Here is a 23,357-nt window from a genome sequence, read left to right as displayed (position 1 = left end):
ATGAAACTTATATCAAAGTTAATGCCAAATAATATAAAAGAAACTATTAAAGTTGCAATAAATTATATTTATCCTAGAAATATAACTTGCATAATTTGTGATAATCCTATAAAACTAAAAAACCCCTATTCTCTTTGTAGAAGTTGCTTTAAGGAGTTAAAATTTATTTTAGATGGATGTAGTAAATGTGGAAAACCTATAGTAAATAGAAACTTGGAAAGAGAAAGTTTAATTGACTGTAACTATTGTTATAATAAAACTTTCTACTTTGATAAGGCAATCGCATGTATAGAATACGATGATATAAGTAAAAAATTAATTTTAGATTTTAAATATAAAAGTAAAACTTATTTATGTAGATACGTAGCCTACTTAATGAAAGAAAAAATTCTATTAGAAGATATAAAGGCTGATTATATATTATTTGTGCCCTTACATAAAAAAAGGTTAAAGAAAAGAGGATTTAATCAAGCAGAAAAGATAGCTAATAAATTAAGTGACTTAATTGATATACCTGTACTAGATTGTGTTGGTAGAGTAAAAAATACAAAAAAGTTATATAAATTAAATAAAGAAAATAGAGAAAAAGAATTAAAAAATGGTTTTAAGGTTAAAGAAAATATTAATCTTATTAAAAATAAGAATGTAATATTAATAGATGATATTTTTACTACAGGCTCAACAGCAAATGAAATATCAAAAGTATTGAAAATAAACTCTGTAAATAATATATGTATATTTACACTGCTTACGACTTGTGTAGATGTATATGCAAAGGAATAAAATGCTATTGACAGAATTGTTTTAAGCCGTTAAAATAGTAATATGTTTCAGGTCTGTGGTTGCAAGTCCAAGCCAGACGCAGGCGAAAGGATCCACGTAAGTTAACACTAAAAATTGGGTTAATGATCATGGTGCGTCTTAGATGTAAGACCTACCGGTATTAAAATCGAGATGGTTAGTAGTGAGGCAAACCCGAGCGAAAGCTGCAGTAGGCGAGTGTGGGGTCAAAGACCAGGTCAGCTGAAACAATAAGTACCTATTAGGTACTTTTTTTTTACAAAAAAAGAAAATGGTTTCTAAAAAATATTTATAGATATTAATAAAATTGCATAATATAGAAATATATATCTATATTAAGTAAAATGTATCAACATGATGACAATAAAAGTAGAATGATAATTGTGATTAATGAATTAAATAACTAACAATGCATAATTATCATATGTGGATAAATATTAAGTATTACAATTAGATAATATACACAGTTATTAAAGTTATCAACAAAGTTATTAACATTATCCACAATACGTGTTGATTAATAATCCACATTATTATAAAAGTAAATAAAAAAATACATAAAACTATTTTTTACGACAGTATATAAAAAAATAAAAAGTTAACAATAAAAAAAAAGGAGAAAAACAATTAATATAGAATATATTTATTAAAGCATAAATACTAATACACAAGGTAAAGTATAAAATTACATGTGCTTTACATAAGTGAAGGGAGATGTTCTTATGAAAATAATAATATCAGGAAAAAAATTAGAACTTACAGATGGAATCAAGACTGCAATAGAAGATAAGTTAGGAAAGTTAGAACGTTATCTTAATCCAGAAACTGAAGTAAAAGTAACTGTAAGTGCAAAAAAAGCAGCTCAAAAAATAGAAGTAACAATTATCCCTATAAGTGGACCAATCATTAGAGCAGAAGATAGTGAAGAAAATTTATATGCTGCCATTGATGTTGTTTATGACAAACTTAAAAAACAAATAAGAAGATATAAAAATAAACTACAAGATAAACATCAATCTAAGGAAGAAAGTATTAGATTCCAAATTGATGAAGGAATAGAAGAAGATGATGAAAGTTTAGATATAGTAATAGAAAGACGTAAAAAATTCGATATGAAACCAATGAGTCCAGAAGAAGCAGTATTACAAATGGAATTAATAGAGCATGGATTCTATATGTTTAGAAATATAGATAGTGATGAAATATCTATAGTATATAAACGTGAAGATGGTGGTTATGGTTTAATAGAGCATGAATAGCATAATTAATTATTAAAAATATTCAAGGCTATCGATAATTTTATCGATAGCTTTTTTATATTGAGTTAAATATTTATTTTAATAAATTAAAATAGAATCTTAATGTTATTAAAAAGTATAAGTAAAATTAACTTTAAGTTTTGAAAAATAAATAAAGGTTTATACTATTAATATGTATATTATTGAGTAAAAAACTATATTTTGTTATCATATAAAATATGAAATGAAAAATTTAACAAATATAAAAGACCATAATATAAGGGGGAGAAAAGGAGCTGATATTTTGACAGAAATATTACTTATTATAGTAATAGTGCTTTTAATCATAAATATATTCATATGTACAAGGCCTAAGGACGTAAATTTAAGCAAATTTAGTGAGGATATGGAAAAAAAATTTGATAGTATGGAAAAAGTATCTAGACAAGAATTTTATACAAATAGAGAAGAATCAAGAAGAAACGAACAAGAAAATAGACAAGAAATGAAAGTTTCTATAGATAGTTTAACATCATCTATATCAAGGCATATTATGAATCTATCTACACTTCAGCAAAATCAATTTGATATAAATTCAAAAAGTTTGGAAAATACATTAAATTCTTTTAATGAAAATATGATGAAAAGTTTAGACAATCTTGCTCAGTTACAAAATGAAAGGTTAAATCAATTAACACAGGTTACTGAAGATAAATTCACAAGGTTAACGAAGTCAACAGAAGATAATCTAGAAAAAATGAGAATAACAGTAGATGAGAAGTTGCAAAATACACTAGAAAAAAGATTAGGCGAATCATTTAAAATGGTTAATGATAGATTAGAACAAGTCTATAAAGGTTTAGGGGAAATGCAAACTTTAGCTACTGGAGTTGGAGACTTAAAAAAGGTACTTTCAAATGTTAAAACAAGAGGCGTATTGGGAGAAATTCAGTTAGAACGTATATTAGAACAATTTTTAGCACCAGAGCAATACGCTAAAAATGTTATTACTAAAAAAGGATCTAGAGAAACTGTAGAATTTGCAATAAAGCTTCCTGGAAAAGACGAAATTAAAGATACAATATATTTACCTCTAGATGCAAAATTTCCTTTAGATATTTACAATAAACTAATAGATGCTTATGAAGACGGAAATCAAAATTCAATAGATAGTGCTTCTAAAGAATTAGAAAAGTTTATCAAAAAATCAGCTAAGGATATTAGAGATAAGTATATAGATCCACCTAATACTACAGAGTTTGGTATTTTATTTTTACCAACAGAAGGTTTATATGCAGAAGTTATTAAACGTCAGCAGTTAGTAGAGGATTTACAAAGAGATTTCAAAATTAATATAACAGGACCAACAACATTAATAGCGCTTTTAAATAGTTTACAAATGGGATTCAAAACTTTAGCAATAGAAAGGCACTCTAGCGAAGTATGGAAAGTACTTGGTGCAGTTAAAACAGAATTCTCTAAATTTGAAACAGTATTAAATGCTGCTCAAAGTAAATTAAATCAAGCTAGTTCAGAAATAGATAAACTAGTAGGAACTAGAACAAGACAAATTAATAGAAAGCTAGAAAGTGTGGAAAAATTAAGTCATGATCAAGCTTATGAATACATAGCATCATCAAAAGATGATGAATTTTAAATAAATATTGAAGAGTAGTTAAAACTATACTAAGGAAGTATGATTATACATGATTAAGTTAATATTTAATATTAAATCATTAATTTTTATGTTAAAATGTATAATAGTATAATAATACAATGAGGAGAGATGCATATAATGGGTTTTTTAGATAATTTATTTAATATGGCAGATAAAAAAGAATTAAAAAATTTCCAAAAGATTGCTGAAAAAATCAATGATATGGAACCAAGATTCGAGTCTATGAGAGACAAAGAACTTAAAAATATGACAAACGAATTTAAAGAAAGATTATCAAAGGGCGAAACATTAGATGATATATTACCAGAAGCTTTTGCAGTAGTAAGAGAAGCATCAAAAAGAGTTTTAGGACTTAGACAATATGATGTTCAGCTTATAGGTGGAATGGTGCTTCATCAAGGTAGAATAGCTGAAATGAAAACTGGTGAAGGTAAAACTTTAGTTGCTTCAGCACCAGTGTATTTAAATGCCCTTGAAGGTAAAGGCGTGCATGTTGTTACAGTAAATGATTACTTAGCAAAACGTGATAAAGAAGATATGGGTAAAGTTTATGAATTTTTAGGGCTTAGTGTAGGTGTTATAGTTCATGGACAAACTCCAGAAGTAAGAAGAGAACAATATAATTGTGATATTACATACGGAACTAATAATGAGTACGGATTTGATTACTTAAAAGATAACATGGTTATTCATAAAGAACAAAAAGTTCAAAGAGAGTTAAACTATGCAATAGTGGATGAGGTTGACTCTATATTAATAGATGAGGCTAGAACTCCTCTTATAATATCAGGACCTGGGGATAAATCTACACACTTATATACAGATGCAAATACATTTGTATTAACATTAAAAGCTCCAAGCAAAACAGAGCAAGAAAAAACTAAAGAAGAAAAAGAAGCACATTTCTCAGACGGAGATTATGATATAGATGAAAAACAAAAAGCTGCATCTTTAACTGAATCAGGGATAAAGAAAGCTGAAGTTTATTTTAATGTTGAAAATATAACTGATATAGAACATACAGAATTATATCATCATATAACTCAAGCATTAAAAGCCCATGCAATAATGAAAAAAGACGTAGATTATGTAGCTAAAGATGGAGAAATTATAATCGTTGATGAGTTTACTGGACGTTTAATGTTTGGTAGAAGATACTCAGAAGGTTTACACCAAGCTATAGAAGCTAAAGAAGGTTTACATGTACAAAGAGAATCTAAGACTCTTGCAACAATAACATTCCAAAACTTCTTTAGAATGTATAAGAAACTTTCAGGTATGACTGGTACAGCTAAAACTGAAGAAGAGGAATTTAAATCAATCTACAAAATGGACGTTGTTGTAATTCCAACAAATAAACCAGTTCAAAGAGAAGATTTAGCAGATGTTGTTTACAAAAATGAAAATGGGAAATTTAATGCAATAGCTGATGAAATATTAGAAAGAAATAAAAAGCAACAACCAATATTAGTTGGTACAGTATCAATAGATAAATCAGAAAAACTATCTCAAATCCTTAAAAAAAGAGGAATAAAGCATGAGGTATTAAATGCTAAGAATCACGAAAAAGAAGCAGAAATAGTTGCTCAAGCTGGTAGATTAGGTGCTGTTACTATAGCCACTAACATGGCTGGTCGTGGTACGGATATTATGTTAGGTGGTAACCCATTATTCTTAACTAAAAAAGAATTAAAGAGACAAGGATTTACTGAATCTGCAATAAAAAGAGTAGATACTCATATAGAAGAAATTGAATTAGAAGAAAATGAAGAATTAGCAAAAGCTAAGCATACATTTGATGATTTATATGAAAAATATAAAGAACAAGCGAAACAAGAACAAGAAGAAGTTAGAAAAGCTGGTGGTTTAGCAATCATAGGTACAGAAAGACATGAATCTAGAAGAATTGATAACCAGTTAAGAGGACGTTCTGGACGTCAAGGTGACCCAGGAAGTTCAAGATTCTATATTGGATTAGATGACGAACTTATGAGATTATTCGGAAGTGAAAGAATCCAAGGTGTAGTAGAAAAAATAGGTTTAGAAGAGGATATGCCAGTTGAACATAAAATGTTAACTAAATCTATAGAAAATGCTCAAAAGAAAGTTGAAGGAAGAAACTTCGGTATAAGAAAGCACGTTCTTCAATATGACGATGTTATGAATAAACAAAGACAAGTTATATATGATGAGAGAGGAAGAGTGTTAGAAGGCGAAGATATAAATGAACAAATCCAAGGTATGATAAAAGATATAATTAGTTCTTCAGTTACTGCTTATGTAGGAGATAAAGGCGTAGAGTTAGAAAACTTAAAATCATATTTATATGGACTATTTATGCCAAAAGGTAGCTTAGACTTAGAAGGTCTAGAAGAATTAAATACACAAGAATTAAGTGATAAAATTTATGAAATAGCTCATGATGTGTATAGAGAAAAAGAAGAACTAATAGGCTCTGAAAGAATGAGAGAAGTTGAAAGAATTATACTCCTTCAATGTGTTGATAATCACTGGATAGATCATATAGATGCTATGGATCAATTACGTCAAGGTATAGGCCTTCGTGCGTTAGGACAACAAGATCCAGTTATTGCATACAAGATGGAAGGTTTTGATATGTTTGACGATATGGTTAAACATATTCAAGAAGATACAGTAAGATATTTATTTAATATAACTATAGAGCAACAACCAAAAGAAAGAAAATCAGTAGTAGATGTTGATACTTTATCATCACCAAGTGATTTAGCTGATAAATCTCCTGTAGTTAAAGAAAAAACTGTAGGAAGAAATGAGCCTTGTCCTTGTGGAAGTGGTAAGAAGTTCAAACATTGTTGCGGAAAATAGTTTGGAGGGTTCCAATGCTAAATGAACAAGAATATAGACAAGTGTTACAACAAATGTCTTCAAATTTAAAAGATTTGAGGGTTTCTCTTTGACATAGATGGCCTAAATAAAGAAGTCCAGTCATTGGAAGAAGAAATCGCAAAGCAAGAGTTCTGGAATGATAATGAAAGAGCACAAAAAATATTACAAAAAAATAAATCGTTAAAAGACACTATAGAAGAATATAAAAGTTTACAAAATGGATTAGAAGAAATAGAAATATTGCTAGAAATGGCAATGGAAGAGGATGATGATTCTATTGAAAAAGAAATAGAATCATCTATCCAAAGTATTCAAAATGAATTAGATAAGGTAAGAATAAAAACTCTTTTAAATGGAGAATATGACAAAAATAATGCTATATTATCTATTAATGCAGGTACTGGTGGATTAGATGCTCAAGATTGTGCACAAATTCTCCTTAGAATGTACACAAGATATGCAAATAATAAAGGGTTTAAAATCAAAACTTTAGATTATTTACCAGATACTGAAGCGGGAATTAAGAGTGTAACTTTATTAATTGAAGGCTTAAATGCGTATGGATATTTAAAAAGTGAAAAAGGTGTTCACAGAATTGTAAGAATATCACCTTACGATACGTCAGGGAAAAGACATACATCTTTTGTTTCAGTGGATATTACACCAGAATTGGATGATGATATAGACATTGAATTAAATCCATCAGATTTAAAAATTGATACTTATAGAGCTTCTGGTGCTGGAGGACAACATGTAAACACCACAGACTCTGCAGTGAGAATAACACATTTACCTACAGGAGTAATAGTTCAGTGTCAAAATGAAAGATCTCAGTTAATAAACAGAGAGACAGCTATGAAAATGCTAAAAGGGAAATTAATTCACCTTAAAGAATTAGAACAAAAAGAAAGAATAGAAGATATACAAGGTAAGTATTCTCAGATTACCTGGGGAAGCCAAATAAGATCCTATGTTTTTCAACCCTATAAGTTAGTAAAAGATCACAGAACAAACTGCGAAGTGGGAAATGTGGATAGTGTACTAGACGGAAATATAGATTTATTTATAAATGAGTATTTAAAAATGAACAAAATTAATAAATAATTAAAACATAGGGCTTGAGAATAATAATATTCTTAAGCCTTATTTTTAGAAAGAAGGTTCAAATTGAATATTAATGAAATTTTAAAATCAGAGTTTAATCTAAGGGATGAACAAATTAACAATGTTATTAAGCTTATAGACGAAGGAAATACAATACCTTTCATTGCTAGATACAGAAAAGAAATGACAGGAGAAATGAGTGACGTTATACTAAGACAATTTAACGATAGATTAACTTATTTAAAAAACTTACAATCTAGAAAAGAAGACGTAAAAAGAATAATAGATGAACAAGGAAAGCTTACAGAAGATATAGAAAAGAGTTTAGTTAAATCGAATACTTTACAAGAAGTTGAAGATATATATGCTCCTTTCAAACAAAAAAAGAGAACAAGAGCAACAATAGCAAAAGAAAAAGGTTTAGAAGATTTAGCTTTATTAATTTTAGAAAAAAGTATAGTTGACATAAATTCAGAAGCAGAAAAATTTATAGATGAAGAGAAAAAAGTTTTATCTTTAGAAGATGCACTTAAAGGTGCAAATGACATAATAGCAGAAATAGTTTCTGATAATGCAGAAGTGAGAAAGCATATAAGAGAAAATGCTTTAAAATATGGAGTTATAGTAACTAAAAATACTAAAGATGAAAAATCTGTTTACGACATGTACTATGATTTTAGTGAAAGAGTAAGTAATATGGCTTCTCACAGGGTGCTTGCAATAAACAGAGGAGAAAAAGAAGAATTCTTAAAAGTTAAATTAGAAATAGATAATGATAGAATCTTAAAATATATAGAAAACCAATATGTAAATAAAAATAATTTTAAAAATAAAGAAATACTAGTTGCAGCCATAGAAGATGCTTACAAAAGATTAATCTTTCCAGCAATAGAAAGGGAAGTTAGAAATCATTTAACTGAATTAGCTCAAGAAAGAGCTATAAGCGTATTTGGTGAAAATATAAAGAATCTTTTATTACAACCACCACTAAAGGGAAAAGTAGTTATGGGATTTGATCCAGGATACGTTAATGGATGTAAAATAGCAGTAGTTGATGCCAGTGGAAAATTCTTAGATGAAGCTATAGTATATCCGCACAAACCACAAGGAAAGGTGGAACAAACAAAGAAAACATTAAAACGATTAATAGAAACTTATAAAATAGATGTTATAGCCATAGGAAATGGTACAGCTTCAAGAGAATCAGAAAGTCTTATATCTGATTTAATAAAAGAATTAGGTGCAGATACTCAATATATAATAGTAAATGAAGCAGGAGCATCAATTTACTCTGCATCTGAATTAGCAGCAGAGGAACATCCAGATATAAATGTTTCTATAAGAGGAGCTATATCTATAGGAAGAAGACTTCAGGATCCTCTTGCAGAGCTTGTAAAAATAGATCCAGAAAGTATTGGTGTCGGACAGTATCAACATGATTTAAATAAAAAGAGATTAAAAGAAGTTTTAGATGGAGTAGTAGAAGATTCAGTAAATAAAGTTGGATTAGACTTAAACACGGCTTCATATTCACTTTTAGAACATATAGCTGGAATAAGTAAAGCTGTAGCTAAAAATATAATTACTTATAGAGAAGAAAATGGTTCATTTAAATCAAGAACAGAGCTTAAGAAAGTAAAAAGACTAGGGCCTTCAGCTTTTGTTCAATGTGCTGGATTTATGAGAATCGAAGAAGGTAAAAATCCATTAGATAATACGGGGGTTCATCCAGAGAGTTATGATATTTGCAAGAAAATGTTAGAAATTTTAGGGTACTCTTTAGATGATGTAAAAAATAAAAATATATATGATATAGAAGAAAGATTAGAAAGAATAGGCTTAAAACAGTTAAGTAAAGATTTAGAGGTTGGAGAAGTAACTTTAAAAGATATTATTTTAGAGATCAAAAAGCCAGGTAGAGACCCTAGAGAAGAAGATGGAATGAAGCCTATACTTAGAACAGATGTATTGAAAATAGAAGATATAAAAGAAGGTATGATATTAAAAGGAACTGTTAGAAATGTTGTAGACTTCGGAGTATTCGTTGATATAGGAATAAAAAATGATGGTTTAGTTCATAAATCACAAATGAGTAATAAATTTGTAAAAGATCCAATGGAAATTTGCTCTGTTGGAGATATAATAGATGTTAAAGTAATAGGAATAGATTTGGATAAACAAAGAGTTGCCTTATCTATGAAGCTTTAATGATGGAGGAAAATAAGTGATATTCATAAAAAATGGAACAATTAATACAGTAACTAAAGGAATAATAAATAGCAATATTCTTATAGATAATAAAAAAATAATAGAAATTGGGGATGAAATAGTAGCACCTTTAGATGCACAAGTAATAGATGCAAAAGAGTGCTTAGTATTACCAGGTTTTATAGATGCTCATACGCACTTAGGACTTTGGGAAGATGGAATGGGAGCTGAGGGAGCTGATGGTAACGAAGAAACAGATCCTGTAACTCCTCATTTAAACCCCATTGATGGAATAAATCCAATGGATAGAAACTTTACAGAAGCCGTTCAAGGTGGAATAACAGCAGTTTGTACTACGCCTGGTAGTGCCAATGTAATGGGTGGTCAGTGTATAGCTATAAAAACATTCGGTAGAATTATAGATAAAATGGTAATAAAAAATCCTGTTGCAGCTAAAATTGCTTTTGGAGAAAATCCTAAAAGTGTTTATGGCAGTGACGATAAAACTCCGCAAACAAGAATGGCAATAGCAGCTTTAATTAGAGAAAATTTAAAAAAGGCAGAAGAATATTTAGAAGAAGTTGAAAGATGTGAGTTAGAAGAAGATGATGAAAGCAAACCAGAATATGATATAAAATACGAAAGTTTAATACCAGTATTAAAAAGACAAATTCCACTTAAAGCTCATGCTCATAGATCAGATGATATGTTTACTGCCATAAGAATTGCAAAAGAGTTTAATTTGAGATTAACGCTAGATCATTGTACAGAAGGACATTTAGTTGTAGAAGAATTGGTGGAGGAAGGATATCCAGTGATAGTAGGGCCTTCTCTTTCAGAAAGGTCAAAAATAGAACTACGTAACTTAACTTTTGAGACAGCAGGAATTCTTTCTAATGCAGGATTGGATGTTTGCCTAATGACAGATCATCCAGTAGTTCCTATCCAATACCTTCCTATATGTGCAGGAATAGCAATAAAACATGGAATGAAATCAGAAAAAGCATTGGAAGCCATAACAATAAATCCAGCAAAAGTATTAGGAATAGATGATAAAGTTGGATCTATTGAAGTTGGAAAAGATGCAGATATAGTTATTTGGGACAATAATCCTTTTGAGATAAATAGTCATGTATTATATACAATAATAGATGGAAAAATGGTTTATAAGAAAAGTAAATAAATTGAAGTCATGCATTGGATTTTATTATCTAAAATATTATGTTGACATAATGTATTAATTTAATTATTATAATAATATAATAAGAAATTAAAAAAACAGAAGATCTTCGGGGCAGGGTGAAATTCCCTACCGGCGGTTATAGCCCGCGAGCTACGTTTGTAGCATGATTTGGTGAGATTCCAAAGCCGACAGTACAGTCTGGATGAGAGAAGAGAATTATGATATATACCATAATCCGTTTTGAATATTCATAAGACTCGAAGGTTACAATTCTTCGAGTTTTTTTAATTTCAGAAAAATATTTAAAATTTGGAGGTTATATTATGCAAAATGCAGTTAGAAAGCCAGGATTATCATCTGCAAAAACTATAGCAAAGGTGGGAGTATTATCAGCAATAGCTTATGTACTTATGTTCATATCAGTGCCACTACCCATATTTCCATCATTTCTAAAAATAGACTTATCTGATATACCAGCAATATTTGGGGGAATGTCTTTAGGACCAATGGCAGGGCTTGCTATAGTTATAGTTAAAAACTTACTTCAAGGAATGACAGCAAGTACTACTGGAGGAGTTGGAGAATTTGCAAATGTAGTAATAGGTGGGTCTTATGTACTAATTATATGTTTATTTTACAAAAAGCTAAAAACTACAAAAGGAGTGTTAGCTGGAGGATTAGTTGGAATAGTAGCTATGACTATTATGGGATGTGTAATGAACTACTATATAATGATACCTTTATATGTAACAGTATATGGTATGCCTATGGATGTAATAATACAAATGGGAACTATAATAAATCCAAGAGTTACAGATTTAATGACTTTTGTAATATGGATGATTGCTCCTTTTAATATATTAAAAGCAGGTATAATGACAGTAGTTACTCTACCATTATTCAAAAAGATGGGAAAAATACTTAGTAAATAAGTTTTAAAATAAAAAAGAGCTATTTTAGCTCTTTTTTTATATTTATTAAACTTAGAATTCAAGTATATAAATATAACCCCTTTATTATAAATGAAGGTTATTATATAATAATATCTAGTTGCACAAGAAAGTGATGACTAAAATACGGACTGATATGACAATAATATAAAGAGTAATTATAAGAAATAAAGGATTTTATGGTGATATATATGAAAACAATTTTTTTAGATAAAGAAGAGAAAACAAGAGAGATTGGAGAAAAACTAGGTAAGTTACTTTTTCCAGGTAGTGTGATTTGTTTAATTGGAGATTTAGGAGCGGGAAAAACTACGATGACACAAAGTTTAGCTAAATCTTTAGAAGTAGATGATTATATTACAAGTCCAACGTTTACTATAGTAAATGAATATGAAGGTCGACTACCTTTATATCATTTTGATGTGTACAGAATTGGATGTAGTGAAGAAATGTATGATATTGGATTTGACGAATATATAGATTCAGAAGGCGTTTGTATAATTGAATGGGCAAATATAATTGAAGACATACTACCAAAAGATTATTTAAAGATAGAATTAAATTATAAAGAAAATGGAAGAGAAATGATATTAACACCATTTGGACAAAAATACGAAGAAATAGTTGAGGAGTTGACTAAACAATGAAGATACTAGGAATAGATACTTCTACCATGGCTGCTAATGTGGCAGTATTAGAAGATGATAAGTTAATTTGTGAATATACTATAAACACTAAAAAAACTCATTCACAAAAACTAATGCCTATGATAGAAAATATGTTAAAACTTAGTGATATAGAAATTAAGGATATAGATGCCATAGGTATTTGTGTAGGTCCGGGTTCTTTCACAGGACTTAGAATAGGAATGGCTACAGCAAAAGCCATGGCGCATGTAAATAATATTCCTTTAATAGGTATAAATTCTCTAGAGATACTAGGTGCTAATATAGATTTTTGTAAGAAAAAAATATGTTCTATACTAGATGCACAGAGAAATCAAGTTTATACTTGTAAATACATATTTGAAGAAGAGAAAAATAAAGCGTTAGAAGAAATAAGTATAATGCCAATTGATGATTTACTAGGAGAATTATCAGCTACAAATGAAGAATGGGTAATAGTTGGTGAAGCTGTTTATAAATATAAAGAAAAAATAGAAGCAATATCAAATATTACTATATCATCTCCACCAAATAACATAACTAAAGCAAGCAGTTTATGTACTGTAGCAAAATATAAATTTGAACAAAATACAGACGTACATAATTGTTATGACATAAATCCAATGTATATCAGAAAATCTCAAGCAGAGGAACAATATGAAGAAAAGCAAAAGAGGTTAAGAGATGGAAAATAATATGATAATAAGATCAATGACCATGGATGATGTGGATGAGGTTTATATAGTAGAAGAAGACTGTTTCGTAGATCCTTGGTCAAAAGAATCAATAAAAAAAGAATTAAAAAATAACTTAGCTAGATATTTAGTTGCGCAGTTAGATGATAAAATAGTAGGATACGTGGGTGTTTGGTTTGTAGTTGATGAAGGTCATATTACAAATGTGGCAGTTCACAGTGATTATAGAGGCAAAAAAATTGGAGATAAACTTGTAAAAGAAATGGTTGCGTTATGTAAGGAAAATAATATAGTAGCTATGACTTTAGAGGTTAGATCATCTAATTCAGTAGCACAAAATTTATACAGAAAGTATGGATTTAAAATGGGCGGTATAAGAAAAGAATATTATAGTGATAACAAAGAAGATGCCATCATTATGTGGAACCAGCTAAAAGAGGTGTAAAAATGAAGGATATAATAACATTATCTATGGAAAGTAGTTGCGATGAAACAGCAGTTGCTATCTTAAAAAATGGTAGAGAAGTATTAGCAAATATAGTATCTACTCAAATTGAATTGCATAAAAAATTTGGAGGGGTTGTACCAGAGGTAGCCTCTAGAAAACATATAGAGAATATTGATGCTGTATTCCAAGAAGCAATAGATACAGCAAATATTAAATTAGAAGATATAGATCATATATCTGTTACATATGGACCAGGACTTGTTGGAGCTTTACTTGTGGGACTTTCTTATGCAAAAGCGTTGGCATTTTCTTTAAACAAACCACTTGTAGGTGTTAATCATATGCAAGGTCATATATGTGCAAATTATATTGAACATAAAGATTTAAAACCGCCATTTATAACTTTAGTTGTATCTGGAGGTCATACTCACTTAGTAGAAGTAAAAGATTACAATAGTTATGAAATACTTGGAAGAACAAGAGATGATGCTTCTGGAGAAGCTTTTGACAAAATAGCAAGAGCTATGAATTTAGGATATCCAGGTGGACCAATAATTGATAAACTTGCTAAATTAGGAAATAAAAAGGCCATAGATTTTCCAAGAGCATATATAGATGATTCATATGATTTTAGTTTTAGTGGATTAAAATCATCAGTGCTAAACTACTTAAACGGGCAAAAAATGAAAAACATAGAAATAGTAGTAGAAGATGTGGCAGCATCTTTCCAAGAAGCTGTTGTGGAAGTTCTTGCTACAAAATCAATAAAAGCTGCTTTAGAAAAGAATTATAAAACAATTGCTTTATCAGGAGGCGTTGCAGCTAATTCGGCTCTTAGGGAGAAAATTTCTCGAATGGGGAAAGAACATGATATAGAAATTAAATACCCATCATTATCATTATGTACAGATAATGCAGCTATGATAGGTTGTGCAGGATATTATAATTTTATAAATGGTAAGAGAGATGATATGTCTCTAAATGCAGTACCAAATTTAAAAATAGATACGATTTAATTTACAGGAGAAACTTTAGCATGAGCATACAAAGATTTGAAGGAAATGGAAGAATGAGTAAGGCAGTTGTATTTAATAATACAATTTACTTATGTGGACAAACTTGTGTAGAAGCAAAAATGGCTAGAGAACAATTATTAGTAGAAATGTCAGTTATTGTAGCTGTAAAATAGAAAAAAGTCCCTTTCGGGACTTTTTTAGTTAAAATACATTTTAAAGTAATATACAATATTTTGCTTCAAAAGAGCTTAGGACTTATGAATTTTTTAAACTAATTCTTCCCAAGCTTCATATAGTGAAGAAAGTTTGTCTTCGAAAGTGTTTTTTTCTTGGCTTACTTCTTTAGACTTATTTGGATTAGAATAAACTTCCTCTTGGCATAGAAGATTATCTAGCTCTTCTATTTTAGTTTCTAGCTCTTCTATTTCTTGTTCAATATTTTTTATTTTATATTTATTTTTCTTTTCTTTTTCCCGTTGTTCTTTTTCTCTTCTTTTTTCTTCTTTTAACTGAGTTTTAGTTTTTTCTTCAACTTCAACTATGGCAGACATTTCTTCGGATTCTCTCTTTTTATTAATATAATAATCATAATTTCCCAGATACTCAGTTATGCCATTTTCACCTAAAACTAATATTTTATCTACAACAGTGTTTAAGAAATATCTATCATGAGAAATAGTAAATATAGTACCTGTATAATTTTCTAGGGCTTCTTCTAAAACTTCTTTAGAATCTATATCTAAGTGGTTAGTAGGCTCGTCCAGTAGTAAGAAATTTGCCTTAGATAATATTAATTTAAGGATAGCTATCCTAGCTCGCTCCCCTCCACTTAAAGTAGAAATCTTTTTAAATACTTCTTCATCTTCAAATAATAGAGAGCCTAACATATTTCTTATTTCTGTTTGAGTTAACTTTTCATTACTATCCCAAATTTCATCAATAATAGTATTATCCAAATTTAAAGTTTTTTGTTCCTGATGGAAGTAAGAAACATTAACATTAGTTCCAAGTTTGAAATCGCCACAAATAGGAGTAAGTTCTTTCATTACTATTTTAAATAATGTGGATTTACCAATACCGTTAGGGCCTATAAGTGCAACTTTTTCACCTCTATATATATCGAAGTTTACACCTTTAAATAAAACTCTCTCATCATAAGCCATGGATAAATCTTCAACGTGAAGAACATCATTTCCACTTGATATAGAAGGATTAAATTGAATTTTAGCTTTTTTTCTATATGCCTCAGGTTTATCTAAAACATCTATTTTATCTAAAGCTTTCTCCTTACTACGTGCTCTCTTTAGATGCTTTTCCCTTCCATACGCTTTCAATCTTTCAATAGACTCTTCTTGTTTCTTTAAATCTTTTTGTTGATCTTCATATTTTTTTAACTCAAGTTCCTTTTCAACTTTAGATAGTTCTACAAATTTAGAGTAATTACCATTATAAGTTTTTAGTTTCTTATTATGAATTTCAAATACTCTATCAACAACCTGGTCTAAGAAATATCTATCATGAGATATTAACATAACCGTTCCTTTATATTGCTTAAGAAAGAACTCTAGCCATTCTATCGCTTCGGAGTCTAAGTGGTTTGTAGGTTCATCTAGTAATAATAGAGTAGGTTTTTTAAGAAGTAATTTACCTAAAAGGACCCTAGTTTTTTCTCCACCAGATAAAATATTTATAGGTTTGTCCATATCCTCATCTTTAAAACCTAGGCCTTTAAGAACGCCTTTTGCTTCAGATTTATATCCATAGCCATTTTTAGAAGCGAAATCTTCCAAAACATGAGAGTAATCATTCATAAGTTTTTCTAAAGTAGGAGAGTTGTTTTTGCTACCTTCTTCAGAAATTTTATGCTCCAACTCTCTTAAATAATTTTCCATATCTATTAATGGTTTGAAAATCTCTAAAACTTCTTCTAATATGGTGTTATTAGAAAGGAAGTTAGTATTTTGTTGTAAATATCCTATTTCACAATCCTTAGAAGTATATATATCTCCCTCATCGTATCCATATTCTCCAGATATTATCTTCATTAAGGTAGTTTTACCAGTACCATTTATACCTATAATACCGATTTTATCTCCTTCATTTACTGTAAAACATATATTTTCTAAAATGGAATCTATTCCGAAACTTTTATACAAATTGTTACACGATAAAACAATCATAAATTTATACCTCCTTGAACTATCTAAAATTATAATGTTTTGGTATAATATAATCAAGAGTGTTATACTATTCACAAAAAATAATAATAACTAAACAATTATACTGGGGGTGAACTAATGGCTAATAAGAATATTTCAATGGCCGTTATAAGAAGACTGCCTAAATATTATAGATATTTAGGAGATTTGTTAAGTAAGGATATACAAAGAATCTCTTCTAAAGAGTTAAGTGATATAATTGGATTCACTGCTTCGCAAATTAGACAAGATTTGAACAATTTTGGAGGATTTGGCCAACAAGGATATGGGTACAACATTGAAGACTTACACACTGAAATAGGAAAGATTTTAGGTTTAGATAAGTCATATAGTGCTGTACTTATAGGTGCGGGAAACTTAGGTCAAGCAATAGCAAACTATGCAGGATTTAGAAAAGCAGGATTCGAGATAAAAGCGTTATTTGATGCTAATCCTAAAGTAATAGGGTTAAAAATAAGAGAATTTGAAATATTAGATTCAGATTTTATAGAAGAATATGTAAAAGAAAATAATATAGATATCGGAATTCTGTGTGTGCCAAAGAATGGAGCTCAGCAATTAGCAGATAGACTAGTTAATGCAGGAGCGAAAGGAATTTGGAACTTTGCCCCAATTGATTTAAATGTTTCTAAAGATGTAATAGTAGAAAATGTTAATTTAACGGAAAGTTTATTTACACTATCATATTTAATGAAAGATGATATTTAATAAACAAGATAAAAATTAAAGAAAGCTATTCAAATTATTATATAATTTGAATAGCTTTTTTTATTAGTCTTGTTGTGGAGCTTCCACTGGACAAACACTATTACATGCACCACATTCGATACACTCATCTGGATTTATTACATATATATCATCTCCAGCTGATATGCATTCTACTGGACATTCATCTGCACAAGCACCACAGCTTATGCAAGCATCACCTATTTTGTAAGCCATTTATAGGTCCTCCTTGTTATGTAAAATTATAATGCAATATCATTATAACAAAATTTGATAAAAAAGTACAATGAGAAAACTATATAAAAAAAACTATTCGAGATAATTTATTATCTCGAATAGTTTTTATGTAGATGTTATTCAGATACTATAGCATCGTTTGGACATGCATCAACACAAGAACCACAATCTAAACATTCGTCTGCATTTATTTCGTATTTATCGTCCCCAGATATTATAGCATCATTTGGACACTCATCAGCACAAGATCCACAAGCTATACAATCATCAGTTATTTTATAAGCCATTTTAGTACCCCTCCTTTGTCTTATTTAATTAAGTTCATTATAGCAAAATTTACCAAATATAACAACAGAAACTTAGGCTTGCAAAAATAGAATGAAAAGAGAATTAAAGAGTTTATATAAGTGGGATAAATAGATAGTAAATAAGTTTAAGATCACGAAAATAAATTATTCAAAAACTATAAATTATATAAAAATCAAATTAAATTGTAATTAAAACTTATTTTTTTATAATTTAATTAAAAATTTTTTGGAGTTTTTTATATTGTTAAAACATAAAATGAAAGGTAATTTGTAGGGAATATTAAATAAATGATATAGTTATTATGAAAAATGTATATAGTTTATGCATAATTTCGATAAAAAATAAAAAATATACATTGTGAATTTTATTATATTATATAATTTAAATAGTCTGAATATTGAAAAATAAATTGCAGGTTAAACATATAGACATTGAATAAAATTTAACTAAGTATTTATTAGGTTAAATATATTAATTAAACTTAATTACTTTAGTAAAAATTAAGTAAAAGTATGAAATTTAAAGTAAAATAAAAAAATATAGTGGATAAGGTTTTCCTAAAATCATAAATATCTTATAAATAACATTAATATAACTATATATAAATTTTCATATGGATGAGTAAGAATTAACAATCTTCTTATTAAGAATCTAACAAATAAATATATTTGAAATAATAGTAATTATAGTTTTAAACTTTAAAATAGTAAAAACAATAGTGTGAAATGTAACATAAATTAAACAAAAATTCAATTATAAATTAAACAAAAATTCAATTGCGTATAAGTATTTTACTATGCTACAATTCAATTGAGAGTAAGGAAAGTAGAAAATCTCACCAATTAAATAACAAACAAAAATGATAAATAAATTTACTTATTAATTAAGGGGGCTTTATAAAATGTCTAATTATGTACAAGAATGTATCGAACTTTGTAAGAAAAACAATCCAGGTGAAGTAGAATTTCATCAAACAGTTGAAGAAGTTTTATCATCTTTAGTACCAGTAATGGAAAAACATCCAGAGTATGAAAAAGCTGCTATACTAGAAAGATTAACAGAACCAGAAAGAGGAATAACTTTTAGAGTTGTTTGGACAGATGATAATGGTAATGTACAAGTAAATAAAGGATACAGATATCAATTTAATAGTGCAATAGGACCATACAAAGGTGGTTTAAGATTTGCTCCAAACGTTTACCCAGGAATAATAAAATTCTTAGGATTTGAGCAAATATTCAAAAATAGCTTAACTGGTCTTCCAATAGGTGGGGGTAAAGGTGGATCTGATTTCGATCCAAATGGAAAATCTGATGCAGAAATAATGAGATTCTGTCAAGCATTCATGACTGAATTATATAGACATATAGGACCAGAAACAGATGTACCAGCTGGAGACTTAGGTGTTGGTGCAAGAGAAATAGGATATATGTTTGGACAATATAAAAGATTAGTAAATAGATTTGAAGGTGTTTTAACTGGTAAAGGTCTTTCTTATGGTGGACTACAAGGAAGAACTGAAGCTACTGGATACGGAATAGTATTCTTTGCAAATGCAATGTTAGAAGCAAACGGAGAAAAATTAGCAGGTAAAGAAGTTGCTATATCAGGATTTGGTAACGTTGCTTGGGGAACTGCTGAAAAATTAAATCAATTAGGAGCTAAAGTAGTGACAATATCTGGACCAGACGGATATATACATGATCCAAATGGAATAAGTGGAGAAAAAGTTGCGTATATGCTTGATTTAAGAAACTCAGGTAAAAACGTATGTGCTCCATATGCTGATAAATTCCCAGGATCTACTTTCGTAGCTGGTAAAAAACCATGGGAAGTAAAAGCTGATTTATATATCCCATGTGCTACTCAAAATGAAATATTAATAGATGATGCTAAAGCTATAGTTGCTAGCGGATGCAAATTCGTATGTGAAGGATCAAACATGTCTTCAACTAACGAAGCAATAAAATACTTACAAGACAATGGAGTTATAGTAGGACCTTCTAAAGCTGCTAATGCTGGAGGAGTTGCTTGTTCTTGTATAGAAATGGGACAAAACTCTGGTAAAACTGTATTTACTCCAGAACAAGTATATGCTCAATTAGAAAATATAATGGTTGGAATACATGATGCTTGTGCTAATTCTTCTCAAACTTATGGATTTGGATATAACTTAGTTGCTGGTGCAAATATAGCTGGATTCTTAAAAGTTGCTGATGCTATGATGGCTCAAGGTTTAGTATAAATATAAAAACAAACGTTTTCTTGGGAAGCGTATAAAGTTTAATATAAATATAAAAACAGAAGATAGAAATATCTTCTGTTTTTTAATTGCTAAAAATATTGACATGAAAATGTAAAAGTGATAATCTACTAGAGATATGAAATACTTTTAAATTTAGTCCAGAGAGGCTAAAAAAGGAGGAAAATATGTTAAAATCAAGGAATTTAATCCAACCAGAAGACTTTTCTATTAAAGAAATAGATGAAATATTAAACTTAGCTGAGGATATTATGAAAAATCCATCAGCATATTCTCGTGTATGTGAAGGAAAATTAATGGCTACTTTATTTTATGAGCCATCAACAAGAACAAGATTAAGCTTTGAAGCTGCAATGAAACGTTTAGGCGGAGAAATAATAGGTTTCTCTGAACCAAATTCTTCATCAGTATCTAAAGGAGAATCATTGAGAGATACAATGAGAGTTGTATCTGGATATGTGGACCTTATAATTATGAGACATCCTGATGCAGGAGCGGCAGAAGAAGCTATTAAATACACGAGTGTACCATTCATTAATGCAGGAGATGGTGGAAATCAACACCCAACTCAAACCCTTACTGATTTACTCACAATAAAATCCCTAAAAGGAACTTTAAAAAATCACACAATAGGATTATGTGGTGATTTAAAACATGGAAGAACAGTTCATTCATTAGTGAAAGCAATGAATAGATATGAAGATAATAAGTTTGTTTTTATATCACCTGAAGAACTGAAAATGCCAGAATATATCAAAGAAAAAATGCAAAGTAATTCATATTGGCAAACATCACATTTAGATGAATCTTTAAAAAGTCTAGATTTACTTTATATGACTAGAATTCAAAGAGAAAGATTTGTTGATAATGATGAATACGAAAGATTAAAAGATACTTATATACTAGATAAAGAAAAGATGGAACATGCAAAAGAAGATATGTTTGTATTACATCCGCTACCAAGAGTAAACGAAATATCTACAGAAGTGGATGATGATAAAAGAGCAGTTTATTTTAAGCAAGCTACTTATGGTATGTATGCAAGAATGGCTTTAATTATGAAGCTTTTAGGTGTAGATATAAATAATTAATAATTTATAGTTTTTAGTGATATTAGAAAAGCGAATTTTATGGAGGATGCAAAATGTACAAAGTGATTAGAAATGAGTATGTTGGCGAAGAAATGTACTTAATGGAAGTAGAAGGAAATTTCAAGGGTGAAATGGGTCAATTTTATATGCTAAGAGCTTGGGATAATTACCCTTTATTATCAAGACCTATAAGCATTCATGATATAAATGAAAATAGTATAAGTTTCTTATATAAAGTTGTAGGAGAAGGAACAAAAATACTTAGTAAATTAAAACCAGAAGAGACAATAAAATTAGAAGGTCCTTATGGTAATGGCTACGAAAAAGTAGAAGGAAAAGTAGCTTTAGTAGGAGGAGGAATAGGAGTTGCACCACTTTATTTAGTGGCAAAAAATATTCCAAATTGTGATACCTACTTAGGATTTAGAAATGAACCTATATTAATAGATAAATATAATGAAGTTTGTAATGAGGTAAATGTTGCAGTAGGAAATACATTTGTGACAGACATTATAGACATAGAAAAATATGACTATATATTAACTTGTGGACCAACACCAATGATGGAAAAACTAGTTAAGATGGCGGAAGGAACAAATACAAAACTATTCGTTTCTTTAGAAAATCACATGGCATGTGGTGTGGGTGCATGTTTAGTATGTACATGTAAAACTAAATTTGGAAATAAGAAAACTTGTAAAGATGGCCCAGTATTCAGAGGAGAGGATGTGATTTTTAATGTCTAATTTAAATGTAAAATTCAAAGATCTTAATTTTAAAAACCCAGTAATAATGGCATCTGGAACTTTTGGATTTGGGAAAGAATACAATGAAATTTATGATATAGAAAAATTAGGTGGAATAAGTAGTAAGGGTCTTACATTAAATCAAAAAGATGGAAATAATGGAACGAGAGTTTTTGAAACTCCATCTGGGATGATGAATAGTGTAGGCTTAGAAAATCCAGGGGTACAAGGATTTATAGATAAAGAGTTACCTTTCTTCTCGGATTTAGATTTAGTGAGAATAGTTAATCTTGGTGGAGGAACACTAGATGATTATATAAAAGGTGCTGAATTATTAAGAGGAAAGAATATAGATGTAATAGAGCTAAACATATCTTGTCCTAATGTAAAAGCAGGAGGAATGGCTTTTGGAATAAAAAATGAAGTAGCAAGGGAAGTTGTTAGAGAGGTAAGAAAAGTTGTAGACAAACCTCTTGTAATAAAATTATCTCCCAATGCTGAAGATATAGTAGGTATGGCTAGAGTATGCGAAGAAGAAGGAGCTGATGGAGTTTCTTTAGTAAATACCTTTAAAGCTTTAGCGGTAGATATAAATAAAAGACAACCTGTATTTGAAAATGTATATGCAGGATTATCAGGACCGGCAATAAAACCTATAGCTCTTAGAATGGTGAATGAAGTTTCTAAAAACATAGAAATACCAGTATGGGGAATGGGTGGAATAACAAATGCAAATGATGCCATAGAATTTATAATGGCAGGTTCTTCTTGTATTCAAGTTGGAACAGCAAACTTTGTGAATCCAAGAATAGGACTTGAAATAATAGATGGAATAGAAAAATTCATGAAACAAGAAGGAATTAAAACTCTTGATGAAATAAGAGGAATTATTTAATGTAGAAATTTGATTAA

Annotated in this window: 21 protein-coding genes and 1 riboswitch; of the genes, 18 read left to right on the top strand and 3 right to left on the bottom strand. The window is 29.2% G+C overall.

Annotated features, from left to right (window positions below):
- The 13 genes from TVTCOM_RS18900 to TVTCOM_RS18840 all read left to right on the top strand — a co-directional run bounded on the left by TVTCOM_RS18900 (nt 1) and on the right by TVTCOM_RS18840 (nt 15,027).
- Nucleotides 1-783, top strand: coding sequence for a ComF family protein (locus tag TVTCOM_RS18900; RefSeq protein ID WP_434797785.1), 783 nt, complete (start codon nt 1-3; stop codon nt 781-783).
- Nucleotides 784-1,523: 740 nt separating this feature from the next.
- A complete protein-coding gene (hpf, locus tag TVTCOM_RS18895) occupies nt 1,524-2,060 on the top strand; it encodes a ribosome hibernation-promoting factor, HPF/YfiA family (protein WP_434797784.1) in 537 nt (178 codons plus the stop codon).
- A gap of 283 nt (nt 2,061-2,343) precedes the next feature.
- Nucleotides 2,344-3,696, top strand: a complete 1,353-nt coding sequence (locus TVTCOM_RS18890) for a DNA recombination protein RmuC (protein ID WP_434797783.1) — start codon at nt 2,344-2,346, stop codon at nt 3,694-3,696.
- Between the two features lie 138 nt (nt 3,697-3,834).
- Nucleotides 3,835-6,564, top strand: coding sequence for a preprotein translocase subunit SecA (gene secA / locus TVTCOM_RS18885; protein WP_434797782.1), 2,730 nt, complete (start codon nt 3,835-3,837; stop codon nt 6,562-6,564).
- A 14-nt stretch (nt 6,565-6,578) separates the two neighbouring features.
- A protein-coding gene (prfB, locus tag TVTCOM_RS18880; RefSeq protein ID WP_434797781.1) for a peptide chain release factor 2 occupies nt 6,579-7,689 on the top strand; the annotation gives its coding sequence in 2 pieces (ribosomal slippage) (nt 6,579-6,653 and nt 6,655-7,689; 1,110 coding nt in all).
- A gap of 63 nt (nt 7,690-7,752) precedes the next feature.
- Nucleotides 7,753-9,897: a Tex family protein gene (locus TVTCOM_RS18875; protein ID WP_434797780.1), complete on the top strand. Its 2,145-nt coding sequence runs from the start codon at nt 7,753-7,755 to the stop codon at nt 9,895-9,897.
- Between the two features lie 16 nt (nt 9,898-9,913).
- Nucleotides 9,914-11,080 (top strand): amidohydrolase, encoded by a 1,167-nt coding sequence (locus TVTCOM_RS18870; protein ID WP_434797779.1) that lies wholly within the window; start codon nt 9,914-9,916, stop codon nt 11,078-11,080.
- Between the two features lie 98 nt (nt 11,081-11,178).
- Nucleotides 11,179-11,298: riboswitch (FMN riboswitch) on the top strand.
- 105 nt (nt 11,299-11,403) lie between these two features.
- Complete coding sequence (locus tag TVTCOM_RS18865) at nt 11,404-12,012, top strand: ECF transporter S component (protein ID WP_434797778.1); 609 nt, start codon at nt 11,404-11,406, stop codon at nt 12,010-12,012.
- A gap of 209 nt (nt 12,013-12,221) precedes the next feature.
- Nucleotides 12,222-12,677: a tRNA (adenosine(37)-N6)-threonylcarbamoyltransferase complex ATPase subunit type 1 TsaE gene (gene tsaE, locus TVTCOM_RS18860; protein WP_434797777.1), complete on the top strand. Its 456-nt coding sequence runs from the start codon at nt 12,222-12,224 to the stop codon at nt 12,675-12,677.
- On the top strand, nt 12,674-13,390 hold the full coding sequence (gene tsaB, locus TVTCOM_RS18855) for a tRNA (adenosine(37)-N6)-threonylcarbamoyltransferase complex dimerization subunit type 1 TsaB (protein ID WP_434797776.1): 717 nt from the start codon (nt 12,674-12,676) through the stop codon (nt 13,388-13,390). Before tsaE ends, tsaB begins: the two co-directional genes overlap by 4 nt.
- Nucleotides 13,380-13,835: a ribosomal protein S18-alanine N-acetyltransferase gene (gene rimI, locus TVTCOM_RS18850; RefSeq protein WP_434797775.1), complete on the top strand. Its 456-nt coding sequence runs from the start codon at nt 13,380-13,382 to the stop codon at nt 13,833-13,835. The genes tsaB and rimI overlap by 11 nt, the downstream gene beginning before the upstream one ends.
- Before the next feature lie 2 nt (nt 13,836-13,837).
- The gene (tsaD, locus tag TVTCOM_RS18845) at nt 13,838-14,854 is read left to right on the top strand and encodes a tRNA (adenosine(37)-N6)-threonylcarbamoyltransferase complex transferase subunit TsaD (protein ID WP_434797774.1); all 1,017 of its coding nucleotides are present in this window, start codon (nt 13,838-13,840) and stop codon (nt 14,852-14,854) included.
- 20 nt (nt 14,855-14,874) lie between these two features.
- On the top strand, nt 14,875-15,027 hold the full coding sequence (locus tag TVTCOM_RS18840; RefSeq protein WP_434797773.1) for a hypothetical protein: 153 nt from the start codon (nt 14,875-14,877) through the stop codon (nt 15,025-15,027).
- A 93-nt stretch (nt 15,028-15,120) separates the two neighbouring features.
- On the opposite strand, the gene abc-f is transcribed toward TVTCOM_RS18840, so the two are convergent.
- Nucleotides 15,121-17,034 carry a ribosomal protection-like ABC-F family protein gene (gene abc-f / locus TVTCOM_RS18835; protein WP_434797772.1) on the bottom strand — a complete coding sequence of 638 codons (1,914 nt, stop codon included), beginning with the start codon at nt 17,032-17,034 and terminating at the stop codon, nt 15,121-15,123.
- Nucleotides 17,035-17,151: 117 nt separating this feature from the next.
- Here abc-f and TVTCOM_RS18830 point away from each other — a divergent pair, with 117 nt between their 5' ends.
- Nucleotides 17,152-17,781, top strand: coding sequence for a redox-sensing transcriptional repressor Rex (locus TVTCOM_RS18830; RefSeq protein ID WP_434797771.1), 630 nt, complete (start codon nt 17,152-17,154; stop codon nt 17,779-17,781).
- 63 nt (nt 17,782-17,844) lie between these two features.
- Here the strand turns inward: TVTCOM_RS18830 and TVTCOM_RS18825 are convergent, their stop codons facing one another.
- Nucleotides 17,845-18,015 carry a DUF362 domain-containing protein gene (locus TVTCOM_RS18825; protein WP_148489767.1) on the bottom strand — a complete coding sequence of 57 codons (171 nt, stop codon included), beginning with the start codon at nt 18,013-18,015 and terminating at the stop codon, nt 17,845-17,847.
- A 137-nt stretch (nt 18,016-18,152) separates the two neighbouring features.
- On the bottom strand, nt 18,153-18,323 hold the full coding sequence (locus tag TVTCOM_RS18820) for a DUF362 domain-containing protein (RefSeq protein ID WP_434797770.1): 171 nt from the start codon (nt 18,321-18,323) through the stop codon (nt 18,153-18,155).
- A 923-nt stretch (nt 18,324-19,246) separates the two neighbouring features.
- On the opposite strand from TVTCOM_RS18820, the gene gdhA reads away from it, so the two are divergent.
- The 4 genes from gdhA to TVTCOM_RS18800 all read left to right on the top strand — a co-directional run bounded on the left by gdhA (nt 19,247) and on the right by TVTCOM_RS18800 (nt 23,340).
- Nucleotides 19,247-20,590 (top strand): NADP-specific glutamate dehydrogenase, encoded by a 1,344-nt coding sequence (gdhA, locus tag TVTCOM_RS18815; RefSeq protein ID WP_434797769.1) that lies wholly within the window; start codon nt 19,247-19,249, stop codon nt 20,588-20,590.
- Between the two features lie 185 nt (nt 20,591-20,775).
- Nucleotides 20,776-21,699 (top strand): aspartate carbamoyltransferase, encoded by a 924-nt coding sequence (pyrB, locus tag TVTCOM_RS18810; RefSeq protein WP_434797768.1) that lies wholly within the window; start codon nt 20,776-20,778, stop codon nt 21,697-21,699.
- Nucleotides 21,700-21,752: 53 nt separating this feature from the next.
- On the top strand, nt 21,753-22,445 hold the full coding sequence (locus TVTCOM_RS18805) for a dihydroorotate dehydrogenase electron transfer subunit (protein WP_434797767.1): 693 nt from the start codon (nt 21,753-21,755) through the stop codon (nt 22,443-22,445).
- Nucleotides 22,438-23,340 (top strand): dihydroorotate dehydrogenase, encoded by a 903-nt coding sequence (locus TVTCOM_RS18800; RefSeq protein WP_434797766.1) that lies wholly within the window; start codon nt 22,438-22,440, stop codon nt 23,338-23,340. The genes TVTCOM_RS18805 and TVTCOM_RS18800 overlap by 8 nt, the downstream gene beginning before the upstream one ends.
- Nucleotides 23,341-23,357: the final 17 nt, after the last annotated feature.

Origin of the sequence: Terrisporobacter vanillatitrophus (assembly GCF_051148895.1) — a bacterium.
GTDB classification, from domain to species: domain Bacteria; phylum Bacillota; class Clostridia; order Peptostreptococcales; family Peptostreptococcaceae; genus Terrisporobacter; species Terrisporobacter vanillatitrophus.
This window is presented reverse-complemented; position numbering and strand designations above follow the sequence as displayed.